General features: G+C 54.0%; 24 protein-coding genes. 9 read left to right on the top strand and 15 right to left on the bottom strand.

The window, feature by feature from the left end:
- Positions 1-73 precede the first annotated feature (73 nt).
- The 11 genes from CX651_RS10985 to CX651_RS10935 form a co-directional block, all read right to left on the bottom strand.
- A complete protein-coding gene (locus CX651_RS10985; RefSeq protein ID WP_039033490.1) occupies positions 74-349 on the bottom strand; it encodes an HPr family phosphocarrier protein in 276 nt (91 codons plus the stop codon).
- Complete coding sequence (rapZ, locus tag CX651_RS10980; protein WP_039033489.1) at positions 336-1,190, bottom strand: RNase adapter RapZ; 855 nt, start codon at positions 1,188-1,190, stop codon at positions 336-338. Before rapZ ends, CX651_RS10985 begins: the two co-directional genes overlap by 14 nt.
- Positions 1,187-1,630 carry a PTS IIA-like nitrogen regulatory protein PtsN gene (ptsN, locus tag CX651_RS10975; RefSeq protein ID WP_039033488.1) on the bottom strand — a complete coding sequence of 148 codons (444 nt, stop codon included), beginning with the start codon at positions 1,628-1,630 and terminating at the stop codon, positions 1,187-1,189. Before ptsN ends, rapZ begins: the two co-directional genes overlap by 4 nt.
- Before the next feature lie 2 nt (positions 1,631-1,632).
- On the bottom strand, positions 1,633-1,920 hold the full coding sequence (hpf, locus tag CX651_RS10970) for a ribosome hibernation promoting factor (RefSeq protein WP_039033487.1): 288 nt from the start codon (positions 1,918-1,920) through the stop codon (positions 1,633-1,635).
- Between the two features lie 31 nt (positions 1,921-1,951).
- A complete protein-coding gene (locus CX651_RS10965; protein ID WP_101056027.1) occupies positions 1,952-3,415 on the bottom strand; it encodes an RNA polymerase factor sigma-54 in 1,464 nt (487 codons plus the stop codon).
- A 95-nt stretch (positions 3,416-3,510) separates the two neighbouring features.
- A complete protein-coding gene (lptB, locus tag CX651_RS10960) occupies positions 3,511-4,239 on the bottom strand; it encodes an LPS export ABC transporter ATP-binding protein (protein ID WP_025011764.1) in 729 nt (242 codons plus the stop codon).
- Positions 4,236-4,769, bottom strand: a complete 534-nt coding sequence (lptA, locus tag CX651_RS10955) for a lipopolysaccharide transport periplasmic protein LptA (RefSeq protein WP_101056026.1) — start codon at positions 4,767-4,769, stop codon at positions 4,236-4,238. Before lptA ends, lptB begins: the two co-directional genes overlap by 4 nt.
- On the bottom strand, positions 4,756-5,316 hold the full coding sequence (lptC, locus tag CX651_RS10950) for an LPS export ABC transporter periplasmic protein LptC (RefSeq protein ID WP_025011766.1): 561 nt from the start codon (positions 5,314-5,316) through the stop codon (positions 4,756-4,758). The genes lptA and lptC overlap by 14 nt, the downstream gene beginning before the upstream one ends.
- Positions 5,313-5,864, bottom strand: a complete 552-nt coding sequence (gene kdsC / locus CX651_RS10945; RefSeq protein WP_101056025.1) for a 3-deoxy-manno-octulosonate-8-phosphatase KdsC — start codon at positions 5,862-5,864, stop codon at positions 5,313-5,315. The genes lptC and kdsC overlap by 4 nt, the downstream gene beginning before the upstream one ends.
- Complete coding sequence (locus CX651_RS10940; protein ID WP_101056024.1) at positions 5,864-6,841, bottom strand: KpsF/GutQ family sugar-phosphate isomerase; 978 nt, start codon at positions 6,839-6,841, stop codon at positions 5,864-5,866. The genes kdsC and CX651_RS10940 overlap by 1 nt, the downstream gene beginning before the upstream one ends.
- Before the next feature lie 30 nt (positions 6,842-6,871).
- Entirely contained in the window at positions 6,872-7,834 is a 963-nt protein-coding gene (locus CX651_RS10935; protein ID WP_101056044.1) for a calcium/sodium antiporter, read from the bottom strand.
- A 284-nt stretch (positions 7,835-8,118) separates the two neighbouring features.
- Here CX651_RS10935 and mlaF point away from each other — a divergent pair, with 284 nt between their 5' ends.
- The 7 genes from mlaF to murA are packed head-to-tail and all read left to right on the top strand — an operon-like array spanning position 8,119 to position 12,720.
- Positions 8,119-8,946 carry a phospholipid ABC transporter ATP-binding protein MlaF gene (gene mlaF, locus CX651_RS10930; RefSeq protein WP_101056023.1) on the top strand — a complete coding sequence of 276 codons (828 nt, stop codon included), beginning with the start codon at positions 8,119-8,121 and terminating at the stop codon, positions 8,944-8,946.
- Complete coding sequence (mlaE, locus tag CX651_RS10925) at positions 8,933-9,718, top strand: lipid asymmetry maintenance ABC transporter permease subunit MlaE (RefSeq protein ID WP_039033480.1); 786 nt, start codon at positions 8,933-8,935, stop codon at positions 9,716-9,718. Before mlaF ends, mlaE begins: the two co-directional genes overlap by 14 nt.
- Positions 9,719-9,761: 43 nt before the next feature.
- Positions 9,762-10,235: an outer membrane lipid asymmetry maintenance protein MlaD gene (gene mlaD / locus CX651_RS10920; protein WP_101056043.1), complete on the top strand. Its 474-nt coding sequence runs from the start codon at positions 9,762-9,764 to the stop codon at positions 10,233-10,235.
- A 10-nt stretch (positions 10,236-10,245) separates the two neighbouring features.
- Complete coding sequence (locus tag CX651_RS10915) at positions 10,246-10,902, top strand: MlaC/ttg2D family ABC transporter substrate-binding protein (protein WP_101056022.1); 657 nt, start codon at positions 10,246-10,248, stop codon at positions 10,900-10,902.
- On the top strand, positions 10,899-11,186 hold the full coding sequence (locus CX651_RS10910; protein WP_101056021.1) for an STAS domain-containing protein: 288 nt from the start codon (positions 10,899-10,901) through the stop codon (positions 11,184-11,186). The genes CX651_RS10915 and CX651_RS10910 overlap by 4 nt, the downstream gene beginning before the upstream one ends.
- Before the next feature lie 7 nt (positions 11,187-11,193).
- Positions 11,194-11,451, top strand: a complete 258-nt coding sequence (locus CX651_RS10905; RefSeq protein WP_039033477.1) for a BolA family protein — start codon at positions 11,194-11,196, stop codon at positions 11,449-11,451.
- Between the two features lie 9 nt (positions 11,452-11,460).
- A complete protein-coding gene (gene murA, locus CX651_RS10900) occupies positions 11,461-12,720 on the top strand; it encodes a UDP-N-acetylglucosamine 1-carboxyvinyltransferase (protein WP_101056020.1) in 1,260 nt (419 codons plus the stop codon).
- A 65-nt stretch (positions 12,721-12,785) separates the two neighbouring features.
- Here the strand turns inward: murA and CX651_RS10895 are convergent, their stop codons facing one another.
- Both CX651_RS10895 and CX651_RS10890 read right to left on the bottom strand, forming a co-directional pair.
- Positions 12,786-13,745, bottom strand: coding sequence for a GGDEF domain-containing protein (locus CX651_RS10895; RefSeq protein WP_101056019.1), 960 nt, complete (start codon positions 13,743-13,745; stop codon positions 12,786-12,788).
- A 15-nt stretch (positions 13,746-13,760) separates the two neighbouring features.
- Entirely contained in the window at positions 13,761-14,756 is a 996-nt protein-coding gene (locus CX651_RS10890; RefSeq protein WP_101056018.1) for a response regulator, read from the bottom strand.
- Positions 14,757-15,119: 363 nt separating this feature from the next.
- Here CX651_RS10890 and CX651_RS10885 point away from each other — a divergent pair, with 363 nt between their 5' ends.
- Positions 15,120-15,923, top strand: coding sequence for a crotonase/enoyl-CoA hydratase family protein (locus CX651_RS10885; protein WP_101056042.1), 804 nt, complete (start codon positions 15,120-15,122; stop codon positions 15,921-15,923).
- Between the two features lie 90 nt (positions 15,924-16,013).
- Positions 16,014-16,517 (top strand): YqhA family protein, encoded by a 504-nt coding sequence (locus CX651_RS10880; RefSeq protein ID WP_039033473.1) that lies wholly within the window; start codon positions 16,014-16,016, stop codon positions 16,515-16,517.
- Between the two features lie 75 nt (positions 16,518-16,592).
- Here the strand turns inward: CX651_RS10880 and CX651_RS10875 are convergent, their stop codons facing one another.
- Both CX651_RS10875 and rapA read right to left on the bottom strand, forming a co-directional pair.
- A complete protein-coding gene (locus CX651_RS10875) occupies positions 16,593-17,573 on the bottom strand; it encodes a DUF3530 family protein (protein ID WP_146226012.1) in 981 nt (326 codons plus the stop codon).
- Between the two features lie 227 nt (positions 17,574-17,800).
- Complete coding sequence (rapA, locus tag CX651_RS10870; protein ID WP_101056016.1) at positions 17,801-20,707, bottom strand: RNA polymerase-associated protein RapA; 2,907 nt, start codon at positions 20,705-20,707, stop codon at positions 17,801-17,803.
- Between the last annotated feature and the right edge of the window lie 152 nt (positions 20,708-20,859).

Here is a 20,859-nt window from a genome sequence, read left to right as displayed (position 1 = left end):
CTGTGATGCAAAGCGAGGATATGTTACCTCAAGACAGGGGAGTTATAGAAACAAAGAGTGCAGCGCTAAGGCTTTAGCTGGCTTCGTCGAAACGGGCGTTGATCAGGGCGCAGATGGCATCCATCGCCGGTTCGGCATCCGGGCCTTCGGCAATAAGGCGTATGGTTTTGCCTTGACCGGTTTCCAGCATCAAGAGCCCAAGCACGCTGGCGGCCGAGGCCTTTTTCTCGCCTTGGATCAGAGTGATATCGGCTTCGAACTCGCTGGCCAGCACCGCCAGCTTAGTGGCGGCGCGGGCATGCAGGCCCAGTTTATTGACTATGGTGACTTCCCGTTCAACCTTTGCCATTGCCCAGCTCTCTATGACGGGCCTGTACCTTGTGTTTGCTGTTGCCAAAACGCTTGGCCAGCTGGTCGGCGACATAGACAGATCTATGCTGGCCGCCGGTGCAGCCTATGGCTATGGTGAGGTAGCTGCGGTTGTTGCGCTCAAGGTGTGGTAGCCAGGTTTCCAGCAGATTTTCTATCTGCCAGATAAACTTGTTCACCAATGGCTGACGGATAAGGAATTCCTGCACCGGTTCATCCAGCCCGGTCAGCGGCCTGAGCGCCGGTTCCCAGTGGGGGTTGGGCAGAAAGCGCACATCAAACATGAAGTCGGCTTCCTGGGGCATGCCGTGCTTGAAGCCGAATGATTCGAAGTTGATCACCAACTCTTTGTCGACGCTGCCCAGCAGAATTTCTCGCACTTTGTCACTGAGTTCATAGATATTCAGTGCCGAAGTATCTATGTAGTGATCCACCAGTTTCGACATGGGCTCCAGCAGTTTACCTTCGTGCTTGATGGCATCCTGCAGCGAGACAGTGCTTTTGGATAGAGGGTGTAGTCTGCGGGTTTCGCTGTAGCGTTTTAGGAGTACTTTATCGGAGGCGTTGAGGAAGAAGCTGGTCAGTTGGGTGTTTTCCGGCAGCGCCGCCAACTGTTTTTCCAGCACCTTTTCCTGATCCGGCATGTTGCGCACATCTATGCTGATGGCGACCAGATCATTGCTGCCGCGGAGGTTTTCCAGCAGGCTGCCTATCATGGGCAGGGGCAGATTATCCACACAGTAGTAACCCAGGTCTTCGAGTACCCTGAGGGCAACGGATTTTCCGGAACCGGAGCGGCCTGAGACTATCGCGAGTTTCATCCTGTGATCACCTGATAGAGTTCTGTTTCATCGCGGGATTTACGCAACTGCTTGAGTATTGCCTTATCGCTGAGCTTTTCAGCCATGGCAGACAGGGTACTCAGATGTTGCTGGCATTGATCTGCGGGCACCAGAAGAGCGAATAGTATGTCCACCGGTTGGTTGTCTATGGCATCGAAGGCGATAGGCTCTTCGCATTTGACCAGCACGGCAATCGGCTCTGTGATATCAGGCAGCCGGCCATGCGGAATCGCAATACCATTACCTATACCTGTGCTCCCCATCTTTTCGCGGGCCAAAAGGCTTTCAAAAATCGCTTGAGAGGAAAGGGTGGGGTACTGGGCGCTGGCGAGATCGCTAATTAGCTCCAGTACCTTTTTCTTACTGCCCGGAGTGGCACAGGTAGTGCACTCCGGCCGCAGGATGGTACTCAGTTCCATCGTTAGTGTTTTGTCAGCTTTTCTTTGTGTTTAATGACCTGACGATCCAATTTATCAATCAGAACGTCGATGGCGGCATACATGTCGGCATGTTCAGAAGTTGCATAGACTTCGCCGCCTGTGAGGTTGATCTTGGCTTCGGCAATCTGTTGCAGTTTTTGTACATTGAGCACAACGTGCACATTATTGATCTGTTCGAAATGGCGTTCAAGTTTCGAAAACTTACTTTCCACATAGTCACGCAGTGAGTCGGTGATCTCGATATGATGTCCTGTCAGGTTGATTTGCATAGAAAGATTCCTCCAATTTCCAACTGTGGATTTATAAACTCTTACGCTGGTTCGACGGTGGTATCATCATAGCCTCGCGATACTTGGCTATGGTGCGTCTTGCAACGTTGATTCCCTGTTCTGCCAGAAGTTGTGCCATTTTGCTGTCGCTCAAAGGTTTCTTCTGGTTTTCCGCCGCCACGAGCTTCTTGATAAAAGCCCTGATCGCCGTGGAAGAGCATTCTCCGCCATCTTCGGTACCGACATGGCTGGAGAAGAAGTACTTCAATTCAAATATTCCCCTGGGGGTATGCATATACTTTTGAGTGGTGACCCTGGAGATGGTCGATTCATGCATCTCGACCGCCTCGGCGATATCGTTGAGTACCATGGGTTTCATGGCCTCTTCACCATATTCGAAAAATCCCTGCTGGAACTGCACTATGCAGTTGGCCACCTTGAGCAGGGTGTCGTTGCGGCTCTCCAGGCTCTTGATAAACCATTTGGCTTCCTGAAGATGACCACGAATAAACTGGCTGTCTGATTGACTGCGGGCGCTGCGGGCCATGGCAGCATACTGTTGGTTGATCCCGAGTTTGGGCATACAGTCCGGATTGAGCTCTACCACCCAGCGACCGTTCTTCTTCCAGACGCTGACATCCGGGATCACATATTCCTCGTCCATCGGCTGCACCAGCAAACCGGGGCGGGGATTGAGGCTCTGAATAAGGTTGATGGCGTCACGCAGTTGATCTTCCTTGAGCTTGGTCTTGCGCATCAGGGTGCGAAAGTCGCGGGTAGCGATGAGATCCAGATGCTCGTCGATCAACAAGCGGGCATCGGCCAGATGCGGGGTGTCGGCGTTGAACTGTTGCAACTGGATCAGCAGACATTCGCGCAGATCTCTGGAGGCGATGCCGACAGGGTCGAAGTGCTGGATCCGCTTGAGTACCGCTTCGACTTCATCGAGCTCAATCTCAGGGTTACCCATGGCTTCGAGGATCTCCTCTGTGCTCTGGGTCAGATAGCCCTGCTCGTCGATGGCATCTATGATGGCGGTGGCAATAGCGTCGTCGGTATCGGAAAACGGGGTCAGGTTCTTCTGCCATTCCAGGTGTTCATAGAGACCTTCGCTGGTTTCCCCCTGAAAGGGCATATCATCTTCACGGCCCATGGCTGGCCCTGAGGCGCTGGCGGCGGTAAAGACTTCATCCCAGGTGGTATCCATAGGCAATTCATCCGGCATAGACTCATTGTTCAATGCCTCTGAGGTTTCTACTGTGGAACCATCTTCCTGCTTGGCGCTCAGTTCGCCGGCGTCGTTTTCCTTGTGATTGTCGTCAATCTGTTCCTCCTGGCTGTCCTCGGCCATCTCCAACAGAGGGTTGGCTTCCAAGGCTTCCTGGATTTCCTGCTGCAGCTCAAGGGACGACAGTTGCAGTAGGCGAATGGCCTGCTGCAACTGAGGTGTCATGGTCAACTGTTGACCTAGTTTGAGCTGGAGTGACGCTTTCATTATACCGCTAATCCCTACTCGTTATTTTTCAAGGAAAAAATTCAATAATAACAAACTATAATACCCGGAATTGCCGCCGGATGACATGATCCTAACTATAGCCTGAATTGTTCGCCTAAGTACACAGCACGCACTTGCTGGTTGTCCAAGATTTCAGCGGGTGTGCCCTCGGCGATCAACTGCCCATGGCTGACAATGTAGGCTCGCTCACAAACGTCGAGCGTTTCGCGAACATTGTGGTCTGTGATCAGCACCCCCAAACCGCGGGACTTAAGCTGTTCGATGATTTTCTTGATATCGATAACTGAGATGGGATCCACACCGGCGAACGGCTCATCCAGCAGAATGAACTGTGGATTGGCGGCCAATGCCCGGGCGATTTCCACCCGGCGGCGTTCACCGCCGGAGAGGGACATCCCCAGGCTGTCACGTATGTGGGTAATGTGGAATTCTTCCAGCAGCTGTTCGAGTTGTTCCTCGCGCTCGTCGCTGTTGAGTTCTTTGCGGGTTTGCAGCACGGCCATGATGTTGTCATGCACCGACAGCTTGCGGAAAATACTGGCTTCCTGTGGCAGATAGCCTATGCCTTTACGGGCACGCAGGTGCATGGGATCCAAGGTCAACTCGTCGTCGTCAATGAAGATACGACCCTTGTCACTTTGTACCAGCCCAACCACCATATAGAAGGTGGTGGTCTTGCCAGCTCCGTTGGGGCCCAGCAGCCCGACGATTTGGCCGGTGTTGACCGATAGGCTGACGTCTTTGACTACGTTGCGCTTCTTGTAACTCTTTGCCAGGTTTTGTGCCGTCAGGGTGCTGGTCATTGCGGTTCCTGCTGCTGTTCTTTCTTGTTGAGATCCTGATAGTTTTCCGGCTGGATAACAGTGGTTACCCTGTCTTGGCCTTTGCCGCTGCTTTCCGCTTCAAGCTGTTGCTTGTTGATGTCGTAGACTATCTTCTCGGCGGTCACTTCGCTGCCGTCCTGTTCCACTTTGGCCTGGCCCAGCAGGGTCATGATACGACTGTCTATGTTGTAGTGGATCTCTTTGGCCTTGGCACTGGCCAGACGGCCGTCTTCCAGTTTCTGGGTATAGGTAGCGGGTGAGCCCTTGGCCACCAGGATCCGCTCGCCACTCTTGTCTTCTGTGTAAGCCGTGAGTTCATCGGCCAGCAGTTTCAAACTGCCCTGGGTGACTGTGACAGGCCCGCCGTATACCACACGCTTGTTTTTGATATCGGCAAACTGATTGGCGGCTCTGATCTGTACTTTTTGCCGCAGATCTTCTTCAATGGCCACTGCCGACAGGCTTGTGATGCACAAGAGGGCACCGATAAAAAGCTTACTTGGTTTCATAGGTTCCTTTCACCTGACTGGTCAGCTTCACTTGCTGAGCATTGAGATCGGCGTACAGGCCGGATCCCTTGATATTAAAGTCTTTGCCTTCGATCAGGATCTCGCGATCTGAGGTCATGATCATGGTGTCCAGATCCAGCTCCACATAACTGGTTTTCAGGCTCTGGATCGGTTCATTGGGGCTAATGGCGTCGATGATAACATTATTTTCAAGTACCACTCGGTTACTCTTGCGATTGAGCCTGCCCTCGTTGGCAGACAGACGCCACTGTGCCTCGCCCTTGTCCGGATAGACCAGATAAACCGGTTGGTTGAAGAAGGTCTTTTCACTGGCTTCATAATGTTCCATGTGCGCCGCGGCGACCCTACTGGCGACATTGCCCTGCTCGTCAAAGTTGACCGAGCGCAGGTCATCGGCGACAAAGTCAGGCCTAACCACATCCACAGGCGCCTCACTCTGTTGAGCGTTGCGCTTGTTCTGCACCTGCCAGTAAAGGATAAGTGCAGTGGAGAAAAACAAAATAATGGCCAGGGTGACCCTATTCATATACTCATTCCGTGGGCATTTTCAAATTTGTCCTGACTGAGCAGGATAAGATCCGCCAGCTCCCGGAGTGCACCATGGCCGCCGGCAATCTGAGTGACCATGTGGCAGTGCTGCCTTACCCAAGGATGACCATCGGCCACGCAAACCGCCAGTCCAACTTGCTTCATCACCGGCAAGTCGACAATGTCGTCACCTATATAGGCCACTTGTTCAGGCTTGAGATCATAATGTTTCAGCAGCGCCTCATAGGGCTCCAGCTTGTTGTCTATGCCTTGATAAATCTTGTCTACCCCCAGGGCCGTCATACGGTTTTCGACTATCTGGGACTTGCGGCCGGTGATCACCGCCACCTGGATACCGCAGGACAGCAGCGAGCGCACCCCATAGCCATCGCGGGTATGGAAGGCTTTCAGCTCTTCACCGCTGTTGCTCATATAGATGCGGCCATCGGAGAAGACACCGTCGACATCACAGATAAGCAGTTTGATTTTGGCGGCTCTTTGCCAGTTATCTTCGCTTATGGGGCCGTAGAAACCTTGATGACTCATCAGATAACCCCCGCCTTGACCATATCCAGCATATTGAGTGCCCCAATTGGCTCATTGGCGCCATTGATGACAATAAGACCGTTGATGTCATTCTCGTCCATCACCTTGAGCGCCTGAGCTGCGAGGATATTGTCACCACTGGTGATGCAATTCCGGGTCATGACGTCGCTGATTTTTGTGGTACGCAGGTTGACTCCGGCGTCTATGACACGTCTCAAATCACCATCGGTGAAAATACCCACCAGTTGTTTCTGTTGATTGACCACTGAGGTCATACCCAGGCCCTTTTTGGAGATTTCATAGAGGGCGTCGGTGATACAGATATCTTCTGTGACCAACGGCAGCTCTTCGCCTTTGTGCATCACATCACTGACCTTGAGCAGTAGCTTGCGTCCTAAAGCGCCGCCGGGATGCGACAGGGCAAAGTCATCTTTGGTAAAGCCCTTGGCCTGCAACAGCGCGACCGCCAGGGCGTCTCCCATCACCAGGGTAGCCGTGGTGCTGGAGGTGGGTGCCAAGCCCAGCGGGCAGGCTTCTTCCTGCACCTTGATGCACAGATGCAACTGCGCCAGCTTAGCCATGGTGGATTCTGGCTTGCCTGTCATGGAGATCATAGGGATCCCCTGGCGCTTGATGACGGGTATCAGGGTCAGAATTTCGCTGGACTCGCCCGAGTTGGAGATAGCCAATACGATATCGTTTTCACTCAACACCCCCAGGTCGCCGTGGCTGGCTTCGCCCGGGTGAACGAAGAATGCCGGGGTGCCTGTGCTGGCGAGGGTGGCAGAAATCTTGTTGCCTATATGGCCCGATTTCCCCATCCCCATCACTATCACCTTGCCGCTGCAGTTGAGGATCAGTTCGCAGGCTTGGGCGAATTCGGGGGAATCAACAAACTGGTACAGGTTGTCCAGTGCTTGTTTCTCGATATCTATTACTCTGCGGCCCCATTGGCGCAGTTGCTTAGCTTCTGCCATAGTTGTCTCTCGTCTTTTTGCCCTTCATCGCTAGTGGGATTGAAACAGGCTGTATTGATAGCCAATGAAGCTTATCAGTAGTAAGGCACCGTGCCAGCGCTTGAGTTCACGTTGTTTGCCTGTGCTCAGCACCAGGAGTGCCAGGGCACAACTGGTGCCCAAAACCATATAAAAGTCGCGTCCGGCTGCCGCGGCATCGATTACGCCCGGGGCGATAAGACCAGGTATAGCCAGTACCGCCAAAATATTAAACAGGTTGGAGCCGACAATATTACCTATGGCCAAGTCGTCCTCTTTCTTGAGTACTCCGGCCACGCAGGCCGCCAGTTCCGGCAGGCTGGTGCCTACGGCAATGATGGTCAGGCCGATAACCAGATCAGACAGTCCAAAAGACTTGGCAATACCTACAGCACCTTCGACCATCCAGTCTGCCGACAGCGGCAAGAGTACCAAGCCTATGATCAACCAGAGTACCGCTTTGGCAGTGGGCACATCTTTGGGGATCTCGGCATCGGCTTCGTCGGCGAGCGGATCCTTGTTCTTGTTGGTCAGTGCATGCCAGATAAGATAGCCCATTAAGCCGAAGAACAGCGCCAGCAAAGTAACCCCTTCGCTGCGGCTCAGATACTGATCGTGCAGGAAGTAGCCTGCCAGCACAGTGGCGCCCAGCATCATGGGGATCTCCCGCTTCAGGGTCTTGGAGCTGACGGCAATAGCTCCGAGCAGGGCGGTTAAACCCAGGATCAAGCTGACATTGGCGACATTGGAACCCAGCACATTTCCCACGGCCGTATCCGGCATGCCGGCCATAGAGGCGCTGGCGGCAACGAACATCTCCGGGGCCGAACTGCCCATGGCGACTATGGTCAGTCCTATCAACATGGGAGGCAATCCCAGGTTACGGGCAAAAGCCCCGGCGCCATAAACGAATTTATCGGCACTCCAGACCAGGACGGATAAGCCGGCGAGCAGCAAGAAAATATTGAATAACATGCAGTAAATAAAGCTACGGATTCTGGCGTGCATTTTCGCCGTATTTGCTACAAATTGAAAGTATCACGGCGCGATACTATTGATTCAGTTGTGCGCTTATCCTCAATTGCGTACAATTTATCGCTTATCTTTGGCTTGGCCAGACGGGTTACCGGGCGCCATTCAGCGTCAATTCAGTAAGCCTGCGGCAGTATCAAGCCTTATAACGGCGGGCCTTATGTGCCGTGGTGCTACAGCCGCGCCGTAACTTGAATTCCACTAGACAAGGTCTCCATTTCATTTTGATGCCGGAATCCAACAAGCAGCAAAATCCTTCTCCCCTGGTCGAGGTCAACAACCTCGGCTTCAGTCGTGGCTCGAGGGTGATTTTTGAGCAGATAAGCCTCACGATTCCCAGAGGTAAAGTCACTGCCATCATGGGACCCAGCGGCATAGGCAAGACTACGCTGCTGAAGCTCATTGGTGGGCAACTGACTCCGGATCATGGCGAGGTGCTGTTCGATGGTCAGGATCTTCACAAGCTGAGCCGCCACGAGCTGTTTGAAGCTCGTAAGCGGATGAGCATGTTGTTCCAGAGCGGCGCCCTGTTTACCGATATGAATGTGTTCGATAACGTGGCGTTTGCACTCAGGGAGCACTCAGGGCTGCCGGAAGCTATCATCCGCCGCATAGTGTTGATGAAGCTTGAAGCCGTAGGACTTCGCGGGGCGGCGCAGTTGATGCCGAGCGAACTTTCCGGCGGTATGCAGCGCCGGGCAGCCTTGGCTCGTGCCATAGCACTCGAGCCGGAAATGGTGCTGTATGACGAGCCGTTTGCCGGTCAGGACCCCATCTCCATGGGAGTGCTGGTGAAGCTGATTAAAGAGCTGTCCGATGCCTTGAATCTCACCTCAGTGGTGGTTTCCCATGACGTTGGCGAAGTGCTGAGCATTGCCGACTATGTGTATGTGATTGCCGACAAGCGCATCATAGCCCATGGCACACCGGCCGAGCTCAAGCAGGCCGACAATCCACAGCTGAGGCAGTTTATCGACGGTATGCCGGATGGCCCTGTGCCTTTTCACTATCCGGCGCAGGATTATCAGAAGGAGTTGCTCGGTGAGCTTGACTGATTCGATAGCCAACCTTGGCCGCAATGCCCTGGGTCTGATAACAGGTCTCGGCAAGGCCGGAGTGATGCTTTGGGGCGCCCTGGTGCAGCTGCCACGGCCACGCAAAGGCTTGCCACTGCTGATAAAGCAGGTTTACGTCGTCGGCGTGCAGTCCATGGTGATCATTTTGGTTTCCGGGCTGTTTATTGGCATGGTGCTGGCGCTGCAGGGCTACAACATTTTGGTGGATTTTGGCACCGAAGAGAGCCTGGGCCCCATGGTGGCGCTGAGCTTGCTCAGGGAGCTTGGGCCAGTGGTCACAGCCCTGCTGTTTGCCGGCCGCGCCGGTTCAGCCCTGACTGCTGAACTGGGGTTGATGAAATCCACAGAGCAGCTCTCCAGTTTGGAGATGATGGCGATAGATCCGCTACGGCAGGTGATTGCGCCGCGCTTCTGGGCCGGGGTGATCAGCATGCCGTTGCTGGCCTTGATGTTTACCACTGTGGGTATCTATGGCGGTTATCTGGTTGGGGTTGAATGGAAAGGTATAGACAATGGCGCCTTCTGGTCGATTCTGCAGGCCGCGGTGGAGTGGCGGCAGGACATAGTCAACTGTCTGATTAAAAGTTTTGTTTTTGCCATAGTGGTGACCTGGATAGCCCTCTATCGAGGTTATCAGGTGGTGCCTAATCCGGAAGGGATTAGCCGCGCGACCACTCAGACTGTGGTGCAGTCCAGCCTGGCGGTATTGGCGCTGGACTTCTTATTGACGGCGCTGATGTTTGCCCGCTGATTTTGGCGCCGGCGCATAATGGATGATTAACTCTGGTGACTCTATGTTGACACGAAAAATTGAATTTATGGTGGGACTCTTCCTGTTGGCGGGACTGGTGGCTTTTTTGCTGCTGGTATACAAGGTGGCCAATGTGGAGGTGCAGTCCGCTAGCAATACTTACACTCTGACAGCTAAGTTCAGTAATATTGGCGGCCTTAAAGTACGCTCGCCGGTCAAAGTGGGCGGTGTGGTTGTCGGCCGGGTCAGTCAGATCACCCTGGATCCCAAGCAGATGGTGCCAGTGGTGACTCTGACTATGGATAAGCGTTACGACCAGTTTCCTGAAACTAGCAGCCTGGCTATCTTGACCTCTGGCTTGCTGGGTGAACAGTTTCTCGGCTTGACGCCCGGGTTTATGGATGACGATATCGCGATTTTGCAAGATGGCGATCGCATTGACGATACCCGTTCGGCACTGGTGCTGGAGGAGTTGATCGGACAGTTTTTATATAGCATGGGTTCAAAGGACAACTAGGAGCACTGAGATGTTTAAAGGGATAATCCGTAATCTGTTGGCCGTCGCCTGCCTGGCGTCTGCATCGGTGGCACAGGCGGCCGATATCGATACCAGCAACCCTTATGTCATGGTGGAGCAGGTTGCCGACAAGACATTTAACCGTTTTCACCAGGATAAGAGCATTATCGACAGCAATCCGGATCACCTCAAGGTGATCGTTAAAGAGGAGCTGATGCCTTATGTGGATTACAAGTACGCCGCTTACAAGGTGATGGGCCAATACCTGCAGCAGACCACCAGAGAGCAGCGTGATGCCTTTGTCGATGCGTTTGAGGGCTATCTGGTTTCCACCTATGCCCAGGCTTTTACCGAGTACACCAATCAGAAGGTGGAATTTGGCCGCGCCATCGACTTCAGCCAGGAAAAGATAGTCGAGGTGAATGTACAGATCATTGAAGCGGGTCGTCCGCCCATCAAGTTGCAGTTCAAGGCACGTCGTTTGAAGGACGATACCTGGAAGGCCTTTGACCTGGTTGCCGAAGGTGTCAGCTTGCTGGCCTCCAAGCAATCGGAAGTCACTACACTCATTCGCCAAAAAGGCATAGATGCCGTGATTGAGATGCTTAAAGAGCGCACTCAGGCTCACGTGGATCCCGATGGCCCCAAAGGCAAGGATGCGCTATGAAGCTTGAGCCACAGGGCGATAGCTGCAAGTTGAGCGGGCGTTTGACTCAAGAAGAAGTCACCCGCTTGTGGAAAACGCGCAAGACACTGCTGCCGGCCGATGTGCGCCGGTTGGATCTCAGCGAGCTGACATACTCGGACAGTGCCGGCATGGCGTTTCTAATGGAGCTTGTCAGTCTCAGAAAGGGGGAGCTGACCCTGGCTTCTCCCTCGCCACAGGTGCGTAAGTTGATCGCCCTGTATGATTTGGATGCCTTCTTTACCAAAGAGGGCCAAACTAGGTAAGTTTCCTATGAATACCACAGAGATAGAACAAATATTAAAGGACTCACTCTCGTTGACGGAAGTTTATGTCAGCGCCGAAGGCAGTCATTTCAAGATAGTGGCCGTGGGTGAATGTTTCGATGGCATGAGCCGTATCAAGCAGCAGCAGGCTATCTATGCGCCCCTGATGGATAAGATCACCAGTGGTGAGATGCATGCGCTCAGTATTAAGACTTTTACGCCTACCCAGTGGCAGCGTGAAAAAATCTTCAACATGCCAGCCTAGAGTATCAATGTGGATAAACTGAAAATTCAGGCAAGCGGTGCGCTTGCCGGTAACGTGGTGATCTCAGGAGCCAAGAACGCCGCTCTGCCTATCCTGATGGCCGGGGTGTTGACTGAATCGGAATTCCTGGTCTCCAACGTACCTAATCTGAGGGACGTTAACACCAGCTGTAAGTTATTGCGTTGCCTCGGTGCCGATGTCAGCGAGCAAGGTAAAGGGCAGATACGTATCGATGCCAGCGGCATCAATGAGTTTTGCGCCCCTTATGATCTGGTGAAAACCATGCGCGCCTCGATTCTGATCCTGGGGCCCTTGCTGGCACGTTTCGGTAAGGCGGATGTGTCTCTGCCGGGGGGCTGCGCCATAGGTGCCCGGCCGGTGAACCTGCACCTGCATGGCCTGGAGCAGATGGGCGCCAAGATAGAAGTCGATGAAGGCTATATCAAGGCGCGGGTCGATGGTCGCCTCAAGGGCGCGCATATCTTTATGGATATGGTCAGTGTCGGTGCCACGGAGAATCTGCTGATGGCCGCGGCCTTGGCCGATGGTGAAACCGTGATTGAAAACGCCGCCCGCGAACCCGAAGTGGTGGACCTGGCCAAGTGCCTTATCGCCATGGGGGCCAAGATTGAGGGCGCCGGAACAGCCACCATACGGATTCAAGGGGTGGAAAAACTCAATGGGTGCCGTTATCGGGTGATGCCGGACAGAATTGAGACAGGCTCGTTTCTGGTGGCTGCAGCCGTGACCCGTGGCCGGATCCGTTGTCTGGATGCCGATCCTGGCTCGCTGGAAGCTGTGCTGGCCAAACTGGAAGATGCCGGCGCCGAAATCCTTACCGGCAGCGACTGGATAGCCCTGGATATGAAGGGCAAGCGTCCCAAGTCAGTCAATATCAAGACTCTGCCTTACCCAGGATTTCCGACCGATATGCAGGCGCAGTTCTGTGTGCTCAATGCACTGGCAGAAGGCACAGGCACTATCACGGAAACCATCTTTGAGAACCGCTTTATGCATGTGCCCGAGTTGAACCGTATGGGCGCCAATATGGAGCTGGAAGGCAATACTTGTATTATTCACGGTATTGAACAGCTCAATGGTGCTCAGGTGATGGCGACCGATCTGCGGGCGTCTGCCAGTTTGGTGATTGCCGGACTGATGGCCGAAGGCACCACAGTGGTGGATCGTATCTATCATCTGGATAGAGGCTATGAACATATCGAAGATAAGTTCAAAGGCCTAGGTGGCTCGGTAGAGCGCCTCTCCTGACCCGGTTGCACGACCAATAAAAAACCACTCTCAGAGTGGTTTTTTATTGGTGTCTTCCCGGCAAATCAATCGCTGAAAATACTGACGCAGTTGCGGCCGGAAACCTTGGCCTGATATAGGGCTTGATCGGCATTGGCCAACCATTGGTCGCTGTTTTCCACCTCGTCACTCAGATCGCAGATCCCCAAACTGATAGTAAAAGGTACCGGCTGACCATTGAAGCTGAAGCGGCTACTTTCTATCTGAGTGCGTAGCCGCTCGGCAAAGGAGCGGGCATCTTCGGCGCTGGTGTGGGACAAGACCACGGCAAACTCTTCGCCGCCATAGCGCCCGGCGCAGTCGGTTTCCCTGAGGTTTTGGCTGAGAATATGGGACAGATGCTGAATAACCCTGTCTCCGGCGATATGCCCCAGGCTGTCGTTAATCCGTTTGAAGTGATCTATATCGAACATCACCAGGCTGGCTGGCTCGCCATAGCGGGTGTGGCGATCAAACTCCCGCTGCATGCAAAATTGCCAGTGTCTGCGATTGTGCAGTTGGGTCAGGCCATCGGTTTGACTCAGGTGTTCCAGGCGTTCGTTGGCGCTTTTGAGCTGTAGCTTGTTGATGGCGATATCCGTCACATCATAGATAATAATGCTGATATGGGAGATCTGCCCGGTCAGAGAGGCCAGCGGCAGCAGGGTGACATTCTGGAACATGAATTCGGCGCGGCCTGTGATGGGCCGATAGTTCTTGAATTTGAATACATAGGGCCTCTGCTCCCAACTGATGAAGGCGCGGTTTTTCAGCAGAAACACAGATTCCATCTTCTGCTTGAGCCAACTGGCCGGCAGATCCGGAAAACGTTCAAACAGGTTGTTGCCCTTGATATCGTTGGGAGAGACGCCACTGTGGTTTTCCATAAAGCCATTCCACAGCTGAATATTGTATTCTCTGTCCAGCACCACCAGGCCAACCTCTATGGTTTGCACCATGTCGATCAGCCAGTGCAGTTCATTTATTGCATTCAAATCCTTTGCCATGGCAAACCTGTTTTGTCAGTTCATCAGATAGCCGAGCTTGAAATTCAGCGTCGGCAAGGAGTCTTCGGTAAAGAGCAGTAGCAGATCACACTGCACATTGTGATCTTCGATGCGATAGTTGATCTCCATCGCCAGCGTGCGCTGCCAGCGATCTGAGTTATCGTGGATCAGATCGTTCACTGTGCAATGCCGTCCGAGCACCACAGGGTGTGCCTGGCTGAATTGCATATCCAGCTGCTCCGAGATGCCGCTGAGGAAGGCGCCGATCAACACGTTGGCTGTGTCGATCATCACCTCGATTTCCGTGTTGGTGTCTTCGGGGTCTGACAGGCCCATCAATTTGGCCATATCCTTGAAGCTGGAGTCGTGAAACAGCAGTAGCGCCTCACCGGCAATGCCGGCACCGATAAAACCCTGACACAGCGCCGATATCTTGGGGCTTTGCTCTGTGGCTTTGAGTGCCATGGTCAACTCACTGACCTCCAGCACATTGACGTTGGGAATGGGCAGGAGCACAAATACATCCAGCAACTTGGCCAGCAGATCGGCGGCGCGACCCATGGCAACGTTGGCGACTTCCTGGCAGGCATCACGCATATCCACCTGGATCATTGGCTCTTCGTTGCCGTCGCCGCCTTCGGCCAACTGTAAAATGCCATATTCCTGTAGTATGTTGCGAATGGCATCTGCACTGACGGGCTTTTGAATAAAATCCAGCGCGCCCAAGGCTTTGACTCTTTGATGGGCTTTAATTTGGATATCGCCCGAGACGACTATCACCATGGCCGGCAGATCTTGTTGTTGAATGGCTTGCAACACTTCATAACCGTCCATGACCGGCATATTGAGATCCAAAAAGACAATCTCACCCTTGCCGGCGCGGATAGCCTCAAGTCCTTCGGCGCCATTGGCAGCAAAGTTGATGTCGACTTCCCATTCTTTGGGAAGAGTACGGGCCATCTGCTTTCGCGCCAGTGCAGAGTCGTCGCATATGAGTACCGGAATCGCCATAGAGATTTCCTGTTCTACCGCATTACTTGAAGATAACACCTACAGCGGCATTTTTTGTGATTATCCTCTGACTATGCCGCTGGATCAGTGAGGACAGGGCCGATAGCAATATACCGGCGGATACGGACTTTATGCCCGTTTCTCATATTTGGCAGGATAAAATCTTATTTAGTGCAATGGCTTGCCTGTTGAGGGTCGATATTGTGAACACTTGTCGCCACTAAGTCAAAACCAATGTCAGTTTATTGACGTAAGCCAAAATTTAAACTGTGCTGTGATATTGAAATAGAGAGATTTTTGATCTGGCCTGACCTGTTTGATGGTGATACCGTTAACATAACTTCAACTTTCAAGGACCTGCAGATGCAGTGGCAGACTCTCAGCCTGGAATGGCAGCAACAGTTGGCTATCGTTAGCTTGAACCGGCCGGATAAGCTCAACGCCATTAATTACACCATGTTCAGCGAGCTCAAGGCGATGGCGCGTCATTTGCGCCGTCAACGGCATTTGCGGGCGGTGATCCTTAGAGGCGAGGGCGGCCAATTCAGCTCGGGCTTGGATATCAAGAGTGTGGCTAACTCTCCCTGGCAAGCGCTGAAGCTGCTGTTCAAGTGGCTACCGGGCAATGCCAATTTGGCGCAGCAGGTGTCTGTCGCCTGGCGAGAGCTACCGGTTCCTGTCATTGCCGTCTTGGATGGCCGCTGCTATGGCGGCGGCTTGCAAATTGCGCTCGGCGCCGATTTTCGTATTGCCGCCAATGACGCCGAGTTGTCAATAATGGAGGCCAAGTGGGGCTTGGTTCCCGACATGGGTGGCCTGGTGAGTTTGCGGGAAATTCTGGCAAAAGATCAGGCATTGAAACTCAGTATGACGGCGGAATTAATCCCGGCTCCCAAGGCGTTGGAACTTGGGCTGGTGACCGAGTGCTGCAGTGATCCTCTGGCCCGGGCACAAGAACTGGCATGTGGGCTCAATGAGCGCTCTCCGGATGCGTTGGCGGCGATAAAGCTGAGTATCAACCGCAGCTGGAAAGGTTCCCGCAGGCGCCTGCTGGCGCGGGAGTCCTGGAGTCAGGTACGTTTGCTCTTGGGGCGTAACAGAACCATTGCCGCCGTGCGGCAGGGCAAGGACCCCGAGCGGGCCTTTGAACCGCGGCGAAACTGGTGAGATATCCTTCACGGCTAAATAAATATTAACTTGACCTATATGACAGAAGCGCCTGAAAATCCGTCACTTTATTTATAAATAGGAATTGGGATGCGGATTTTTTTTGAACGCTTGCTCTGGGGCAGTCGCTTGTCTGTCATGGTTGGAGTCTTCTCCTGTGTGTTGGCGGCCTTGGTCACTTTTGTCATGGGAGTCAAGGACGTGCTGCATATGTTTGCCCTACTGTGGGAATACCTGCTCAGTGGCAGCTATGATGTGCGCAATGATCTTGTGATGGTATTGGTGGAGATACTGGATACCTTCCTGCTCGGGGCCGTGCTGCTGATCTTCGCTTTCGGCCTCTATGAACTCTTTATCCGTAACCTGGAACCGGCCAGTAACTCGGATACCGGCGGCAAGATATTGATCATCTCCAGCATAGATGCGCTCAAGAGCAAGCTGGGCAAAGTGATATTGATGATGTTGATCATCAAGGTGTTTTCCTTCTTTGCCGATATCAAACCCAGCTCGGCACTGGACTTGCTGTTCATGGGCGGCACAGTGGTGCTCATCTCCCTGGCATTAATGTTCTCCAATGGCGGCAAGAAAGAGTAATCGCATTCCCGACATTTACTCTACGGAAAGCTTGGCCTGGGAGCCGATTTCGGCAGCAACTTCTGTATTAGACGGTCACTGATTGGCTTCAGTGGCCGTTTTTTCGTTTGCTGCCAGCTGTTTCAGCACCTTTCTGGCCATGCCTTCTATCATCATCAAGGTGTTTTCAAAGGCTACATCCTGACGCAGATCCAGCGCCAGTAATTGCTGCCGGTATTGATTGTCCGGCTGGCTCATTGCCAGCGATTTACGACTTTTTACCGTGGCCTGCGAGGCTTGATGACCGTCGGGGGATTGGATATCGAGTACCGCCAACTCCAATCCGGCCAGCTGCTTTGGCAAGGCCAGATTGGCATCGGGATCGTCAAGGTAGGGATTGATCACCACCAGCAAGTCCGGTTTGGCCAACTTCTGCGCTGCCAACAACTCAATTACCAAGGCGGCGGACTGATCCTGGGCTATCAGCAAGCGCTTGCCTGGAAAGGGGGCTCCCAAGGTGTCCAATTGCGCCAGACTCTGTTGGATAAAGCTCTGTTGCTGTTTCCTGAGTTTCTGCCATTCCTCTGCCTCTCGGCGGCTCGTTGCCTGGTTGCGTTTCCCCGGCATTTTGCCATCGCCTGCCTTGCTTATTTCCTGGGCCTCTGTGGTGAAGTTGGGCTGCTCAGGAAAGGGCGGTGGTGTGATGCTGAGACTGGCCCAGCCTGCGGGATTGATGTTGCGGCGCAAGAAGGCGTTGAGCCCGGGGGCATCGGCGTGGGTGCCGGGAGGCGGCAGTAACAGCGCCGCGCCCAATTGTTTCGGGCCACTCCAGGGGCGTATCAGAACGGCTTGCTCCTCGCCATCTACTTGGATCTTTTGCAGTTCTGAGGCGGCGACATGCTCCAACGCCCGGCTATTGTCTCTGGGTTTCATAGGGGCTGTTTCAGGCGTTTGACTCGCTGGCTCTGGTTGAGTCTGCGCCTGGTTGGCCATGTCTTTGTTGGCTGGTTCGTCGGCTGCCAGTGCCATCAAGGGGAAAAAGCACAGCATAGCTATCGTCCTGGATATCAGCGCCAAGGGAACTCCTTAAACTTTTCATAGGCTGGAATAGCATGATTCTGCAGCCTTTATTGACTCAATGCCAAAATTATAAGCCGCAAATTTGTGCACTAGTAGCTGTTGTATCGAAAGTTTGTGTGTCGATCCAATGCTTGAAGGCGTGGTGCACCAGGGCTTCTGAAATTTAGCGCAAAAAACAAGACCCGCAGTTAGCGGGTCTTGGGGGATGATATTTGAGTGGATTATCAGGCGTGGCTGACCAGCACCAGGCGCACGGCATCGAGCTGCAGCTGGCATTGATCCAAATAGCCGCGTAGTTCGGCTATCTGATTTTGCAGATACTCAAGCTCGGCATCGCGGATATTGGGGTTCACCGCCTTGAGGGCTTCCAGACGTTCCAGCTCGGCGCCCAATTGGCGCTCCATCTGCTGCTGCGCTTCGGCCTGCAGGTTGGACATAGCCTCCATAGCGTGGGCTTCGCCCTTGGCCAGCAGTGGATGCAATATCGCCTGCGAGGCGTTGACCAGTTTGCTGCCGATATGGCGGTTAACCGCGCTGAGCTGGCGATCAAAATGCTCGTAGCTCACCTTGTCAGACAGATTGTTGCCGTCTTTATCCAGCAGAATACGCAGTGGTGTCGGCGGCAGATAGCGATACAGCTGGCTGGACTTGGGCGCCGAGGCCTGTGCCAGATAGATAAGCTCCAGGAACACGGTACCTGCCGGCAACGCCTTGTTCTTGAGGATGGCAACACTTGTGGTGCCTGTCTCAGAACCTGTGATCAGATCCAACCCGGTTTGCACCAGAGGATGCTCCTGGGTTATCAGGGCGATATCGTCGCGGGACAGGGCGGTTTCCCGGTCGAAAGTCACGGTAATGCCATCTTCCGGCAGGCCAGGATAAGTGGGATACATCATGTGCTCACTCGGGCGCAGCACTATGGTGTTTTCGCCTCTATCGTCCTGATCCAGACCTATGATGTCCCACAGACGGATCACTGAGCCGATAAGCTGGGTGTCGTTATCCATCTGCGCCAGTCTCTCGGCCAATGCCAATGACCTGTCGCCGCCGTGGGAGTTGAGTTCCAGCAGCTTGTCGCGGCCCTGCTCCATTGCCTGCTTTAGCTCTTTATAACGGCTGCGGGTGTCGCGCAGCAGCTTAGCCATCTCTTCTTCGTTTTCTTCTACCAGCAGTGGCAGCAACTGGGCGCCAAACTCCTTGAACAGAATATGACCGCCGGGGCAGGTGAGTTCGAAGGCGTTGAGGCCTTCATGGTACCAGGCCAACAGACGCTCCTGCGCCGTGTCGGTGAGGAAGGGCAGGTGGATCTCTACATCATGGTTCTGACCTATGCGATCCAGGCGACCTATGCGCTGTTCCAGCAGATCCGGGTTCAATGGCAGATCAAACAGCACCAACTGGCTGGCGAACTGGAAGTTACGCCCTTCGGAACCGATTTCCGAGCAGATCAGCGCCTGGGCACCACCCTCTTCCTGGGCGAAGAAGGCACCGGCTTTGTCCCGTTCTATGATGGACATGCCCTCATGGAACACAGTGGCGAGGATCCCTTCACGGGTGCGCAGCGCTTCTTCCAGACTCAGCGCCGTGGCGGCCTGACTGGCGATGATCAGCACTTTCTTGCTGCGGTTTTGCTTGAGGAAATCGATGAGCCAGTCGACCCTGGGGTCGAACTTCCACCAGGCGGCGGAGTTTTCATCAAACTCCTGATACATTTTTTCCGGCGCCAGCGCGTAGGCGGCCTTCATTTCCAGGGTGCGGTGACCATTCATCATGGCACTGACTCGGGCCGCAGTGAGGTACTGCTCCGGCATGGCCTGTGGATAGGCGTTGAAAATGCGTTTCGGGAAGCCTTTGACCGAGGCGCGGCTGTTGCGGTACAGCACCCGACCCGTGCCGTGCCTATCGAGCAGCTCTTGCAGCAGCTCGTCACGGGCGGCTTGCTGCTGCTCGGCATCGACGCCGTCAGCCTGGATAAGGCGAATAGCGGGGGCGATATCTTTCTCGGACAAGAGTTCGGTCAGGCTGTTGATGGCATTGTCGGGCAGCTTGTTGCCACTTGCCAGCGCCTCGGCGGCGAGGGCCACCTCTTTGTAGCCTTGTTCCTCTTTGATAAAGGCTTGATAGTCGTAGAAACGATCCGGATCCAGCAGTCGCAGTCGGGCAAAGTGGCTCTCATGGCCCAACTGATCCGGGGTCGCGGTCAGCAGCAGTACGCCGGGCACCACTTCCGCCAGAGCTTCAACCACCTGATAGGCCCGGCTCGGAGCCTCTTCGGTCCACTCCAGGTGATGGGCCTCATCGACCACCATAAGATCCCAGTCGGCATCCAGCGCCTGGTCGAGACGGCGCTTCTTGCGCAGCAGTTCCAGTGAGCAGATCACCAACTGTTCGGTGTAGAAGGGGTTGTCATGGTCGGCAAAGGCTTCGATGCAGCGATCTTCATCGAATACGGCAAATCGCAGGTTAAAGCGGCGCAGCATCTCCACCAGCCATTGGTGGCGCAAGGTATCTGGTACTATCACAAGTACCCGCTCGGCGCGGCCTGTCATCAACTGTTGATGAATGATGAGGCCGGCTTCTATGGTCTTGCCCAGACCCACTTCATCGGCCAGCAGCACCCGTGGCGCGTAGCGGCGCCCGACCTCATGGGCAATCCACAGCTGATGCGGAATAAGGCCGACTCTGGGACCTTGCAGCCCCAGCAGATCTGAGGTGGCCAGATTGTGGCGCAGCTGCTGGGCGGCGTAGCGCACTCCGAATCTGTCCAGTCTGTCTATCTGGCCGGCAAAGAGCCTGTCTTGCGGTTTGTTGAAACGAATATTGTGATCCAGCAAGGTTTCCCTCAGCTGCACTTCTTCGCCGGTTTCGCTGTGAATGCCGGTGTAGATCACCAGCCCGTCTTTTTCATCCAAAGAGTTGATGGTCAGTGTCCAGTTTTCATGGCTCTTGACCTGATCACCTGGGTTATAAATCACCCGGGTTAACGGGGCGTCGTTGCGGGAGAACATGCGGTTCTCTCCGGTGGCGGGGAACAGCAGTGAGACCATGCGGCCTTCCAGTTGTACTACTGTACCCAAACCAAGCTCTGATTCGGTATCACTGATCCAGCGTTGACCTAAGGCGAAGGGCATCTTTAACTCTCATCTTCGGGCGGATTCACAAAGGGCGCGTATGTTATACCAATCCGAGTATAATACCAATCCTGCCCAGCAGGCCTTTTCGTCCGCTTGTCATCCAATCGTCATCTTTAGCATCCTACACTCAAAAACGGATACCGCGCAGT

Source organism: Shewanella chilikensis, from assembly GCF_002836945.1.
In the GTDB taxonomy this organism is placed as follows: domain Bacteria; phylum Pseudomonadota; class Gammaproteobacteria; order Enterobacterales; family Shewanellaceae; genus Shewanella; species Shewanella chilikensis.
The sequence above is the reverse complement of the archived record's forward strand: the minus strand, read 5'-3'. Positions and strand labels throughout refer to the sequence as shown.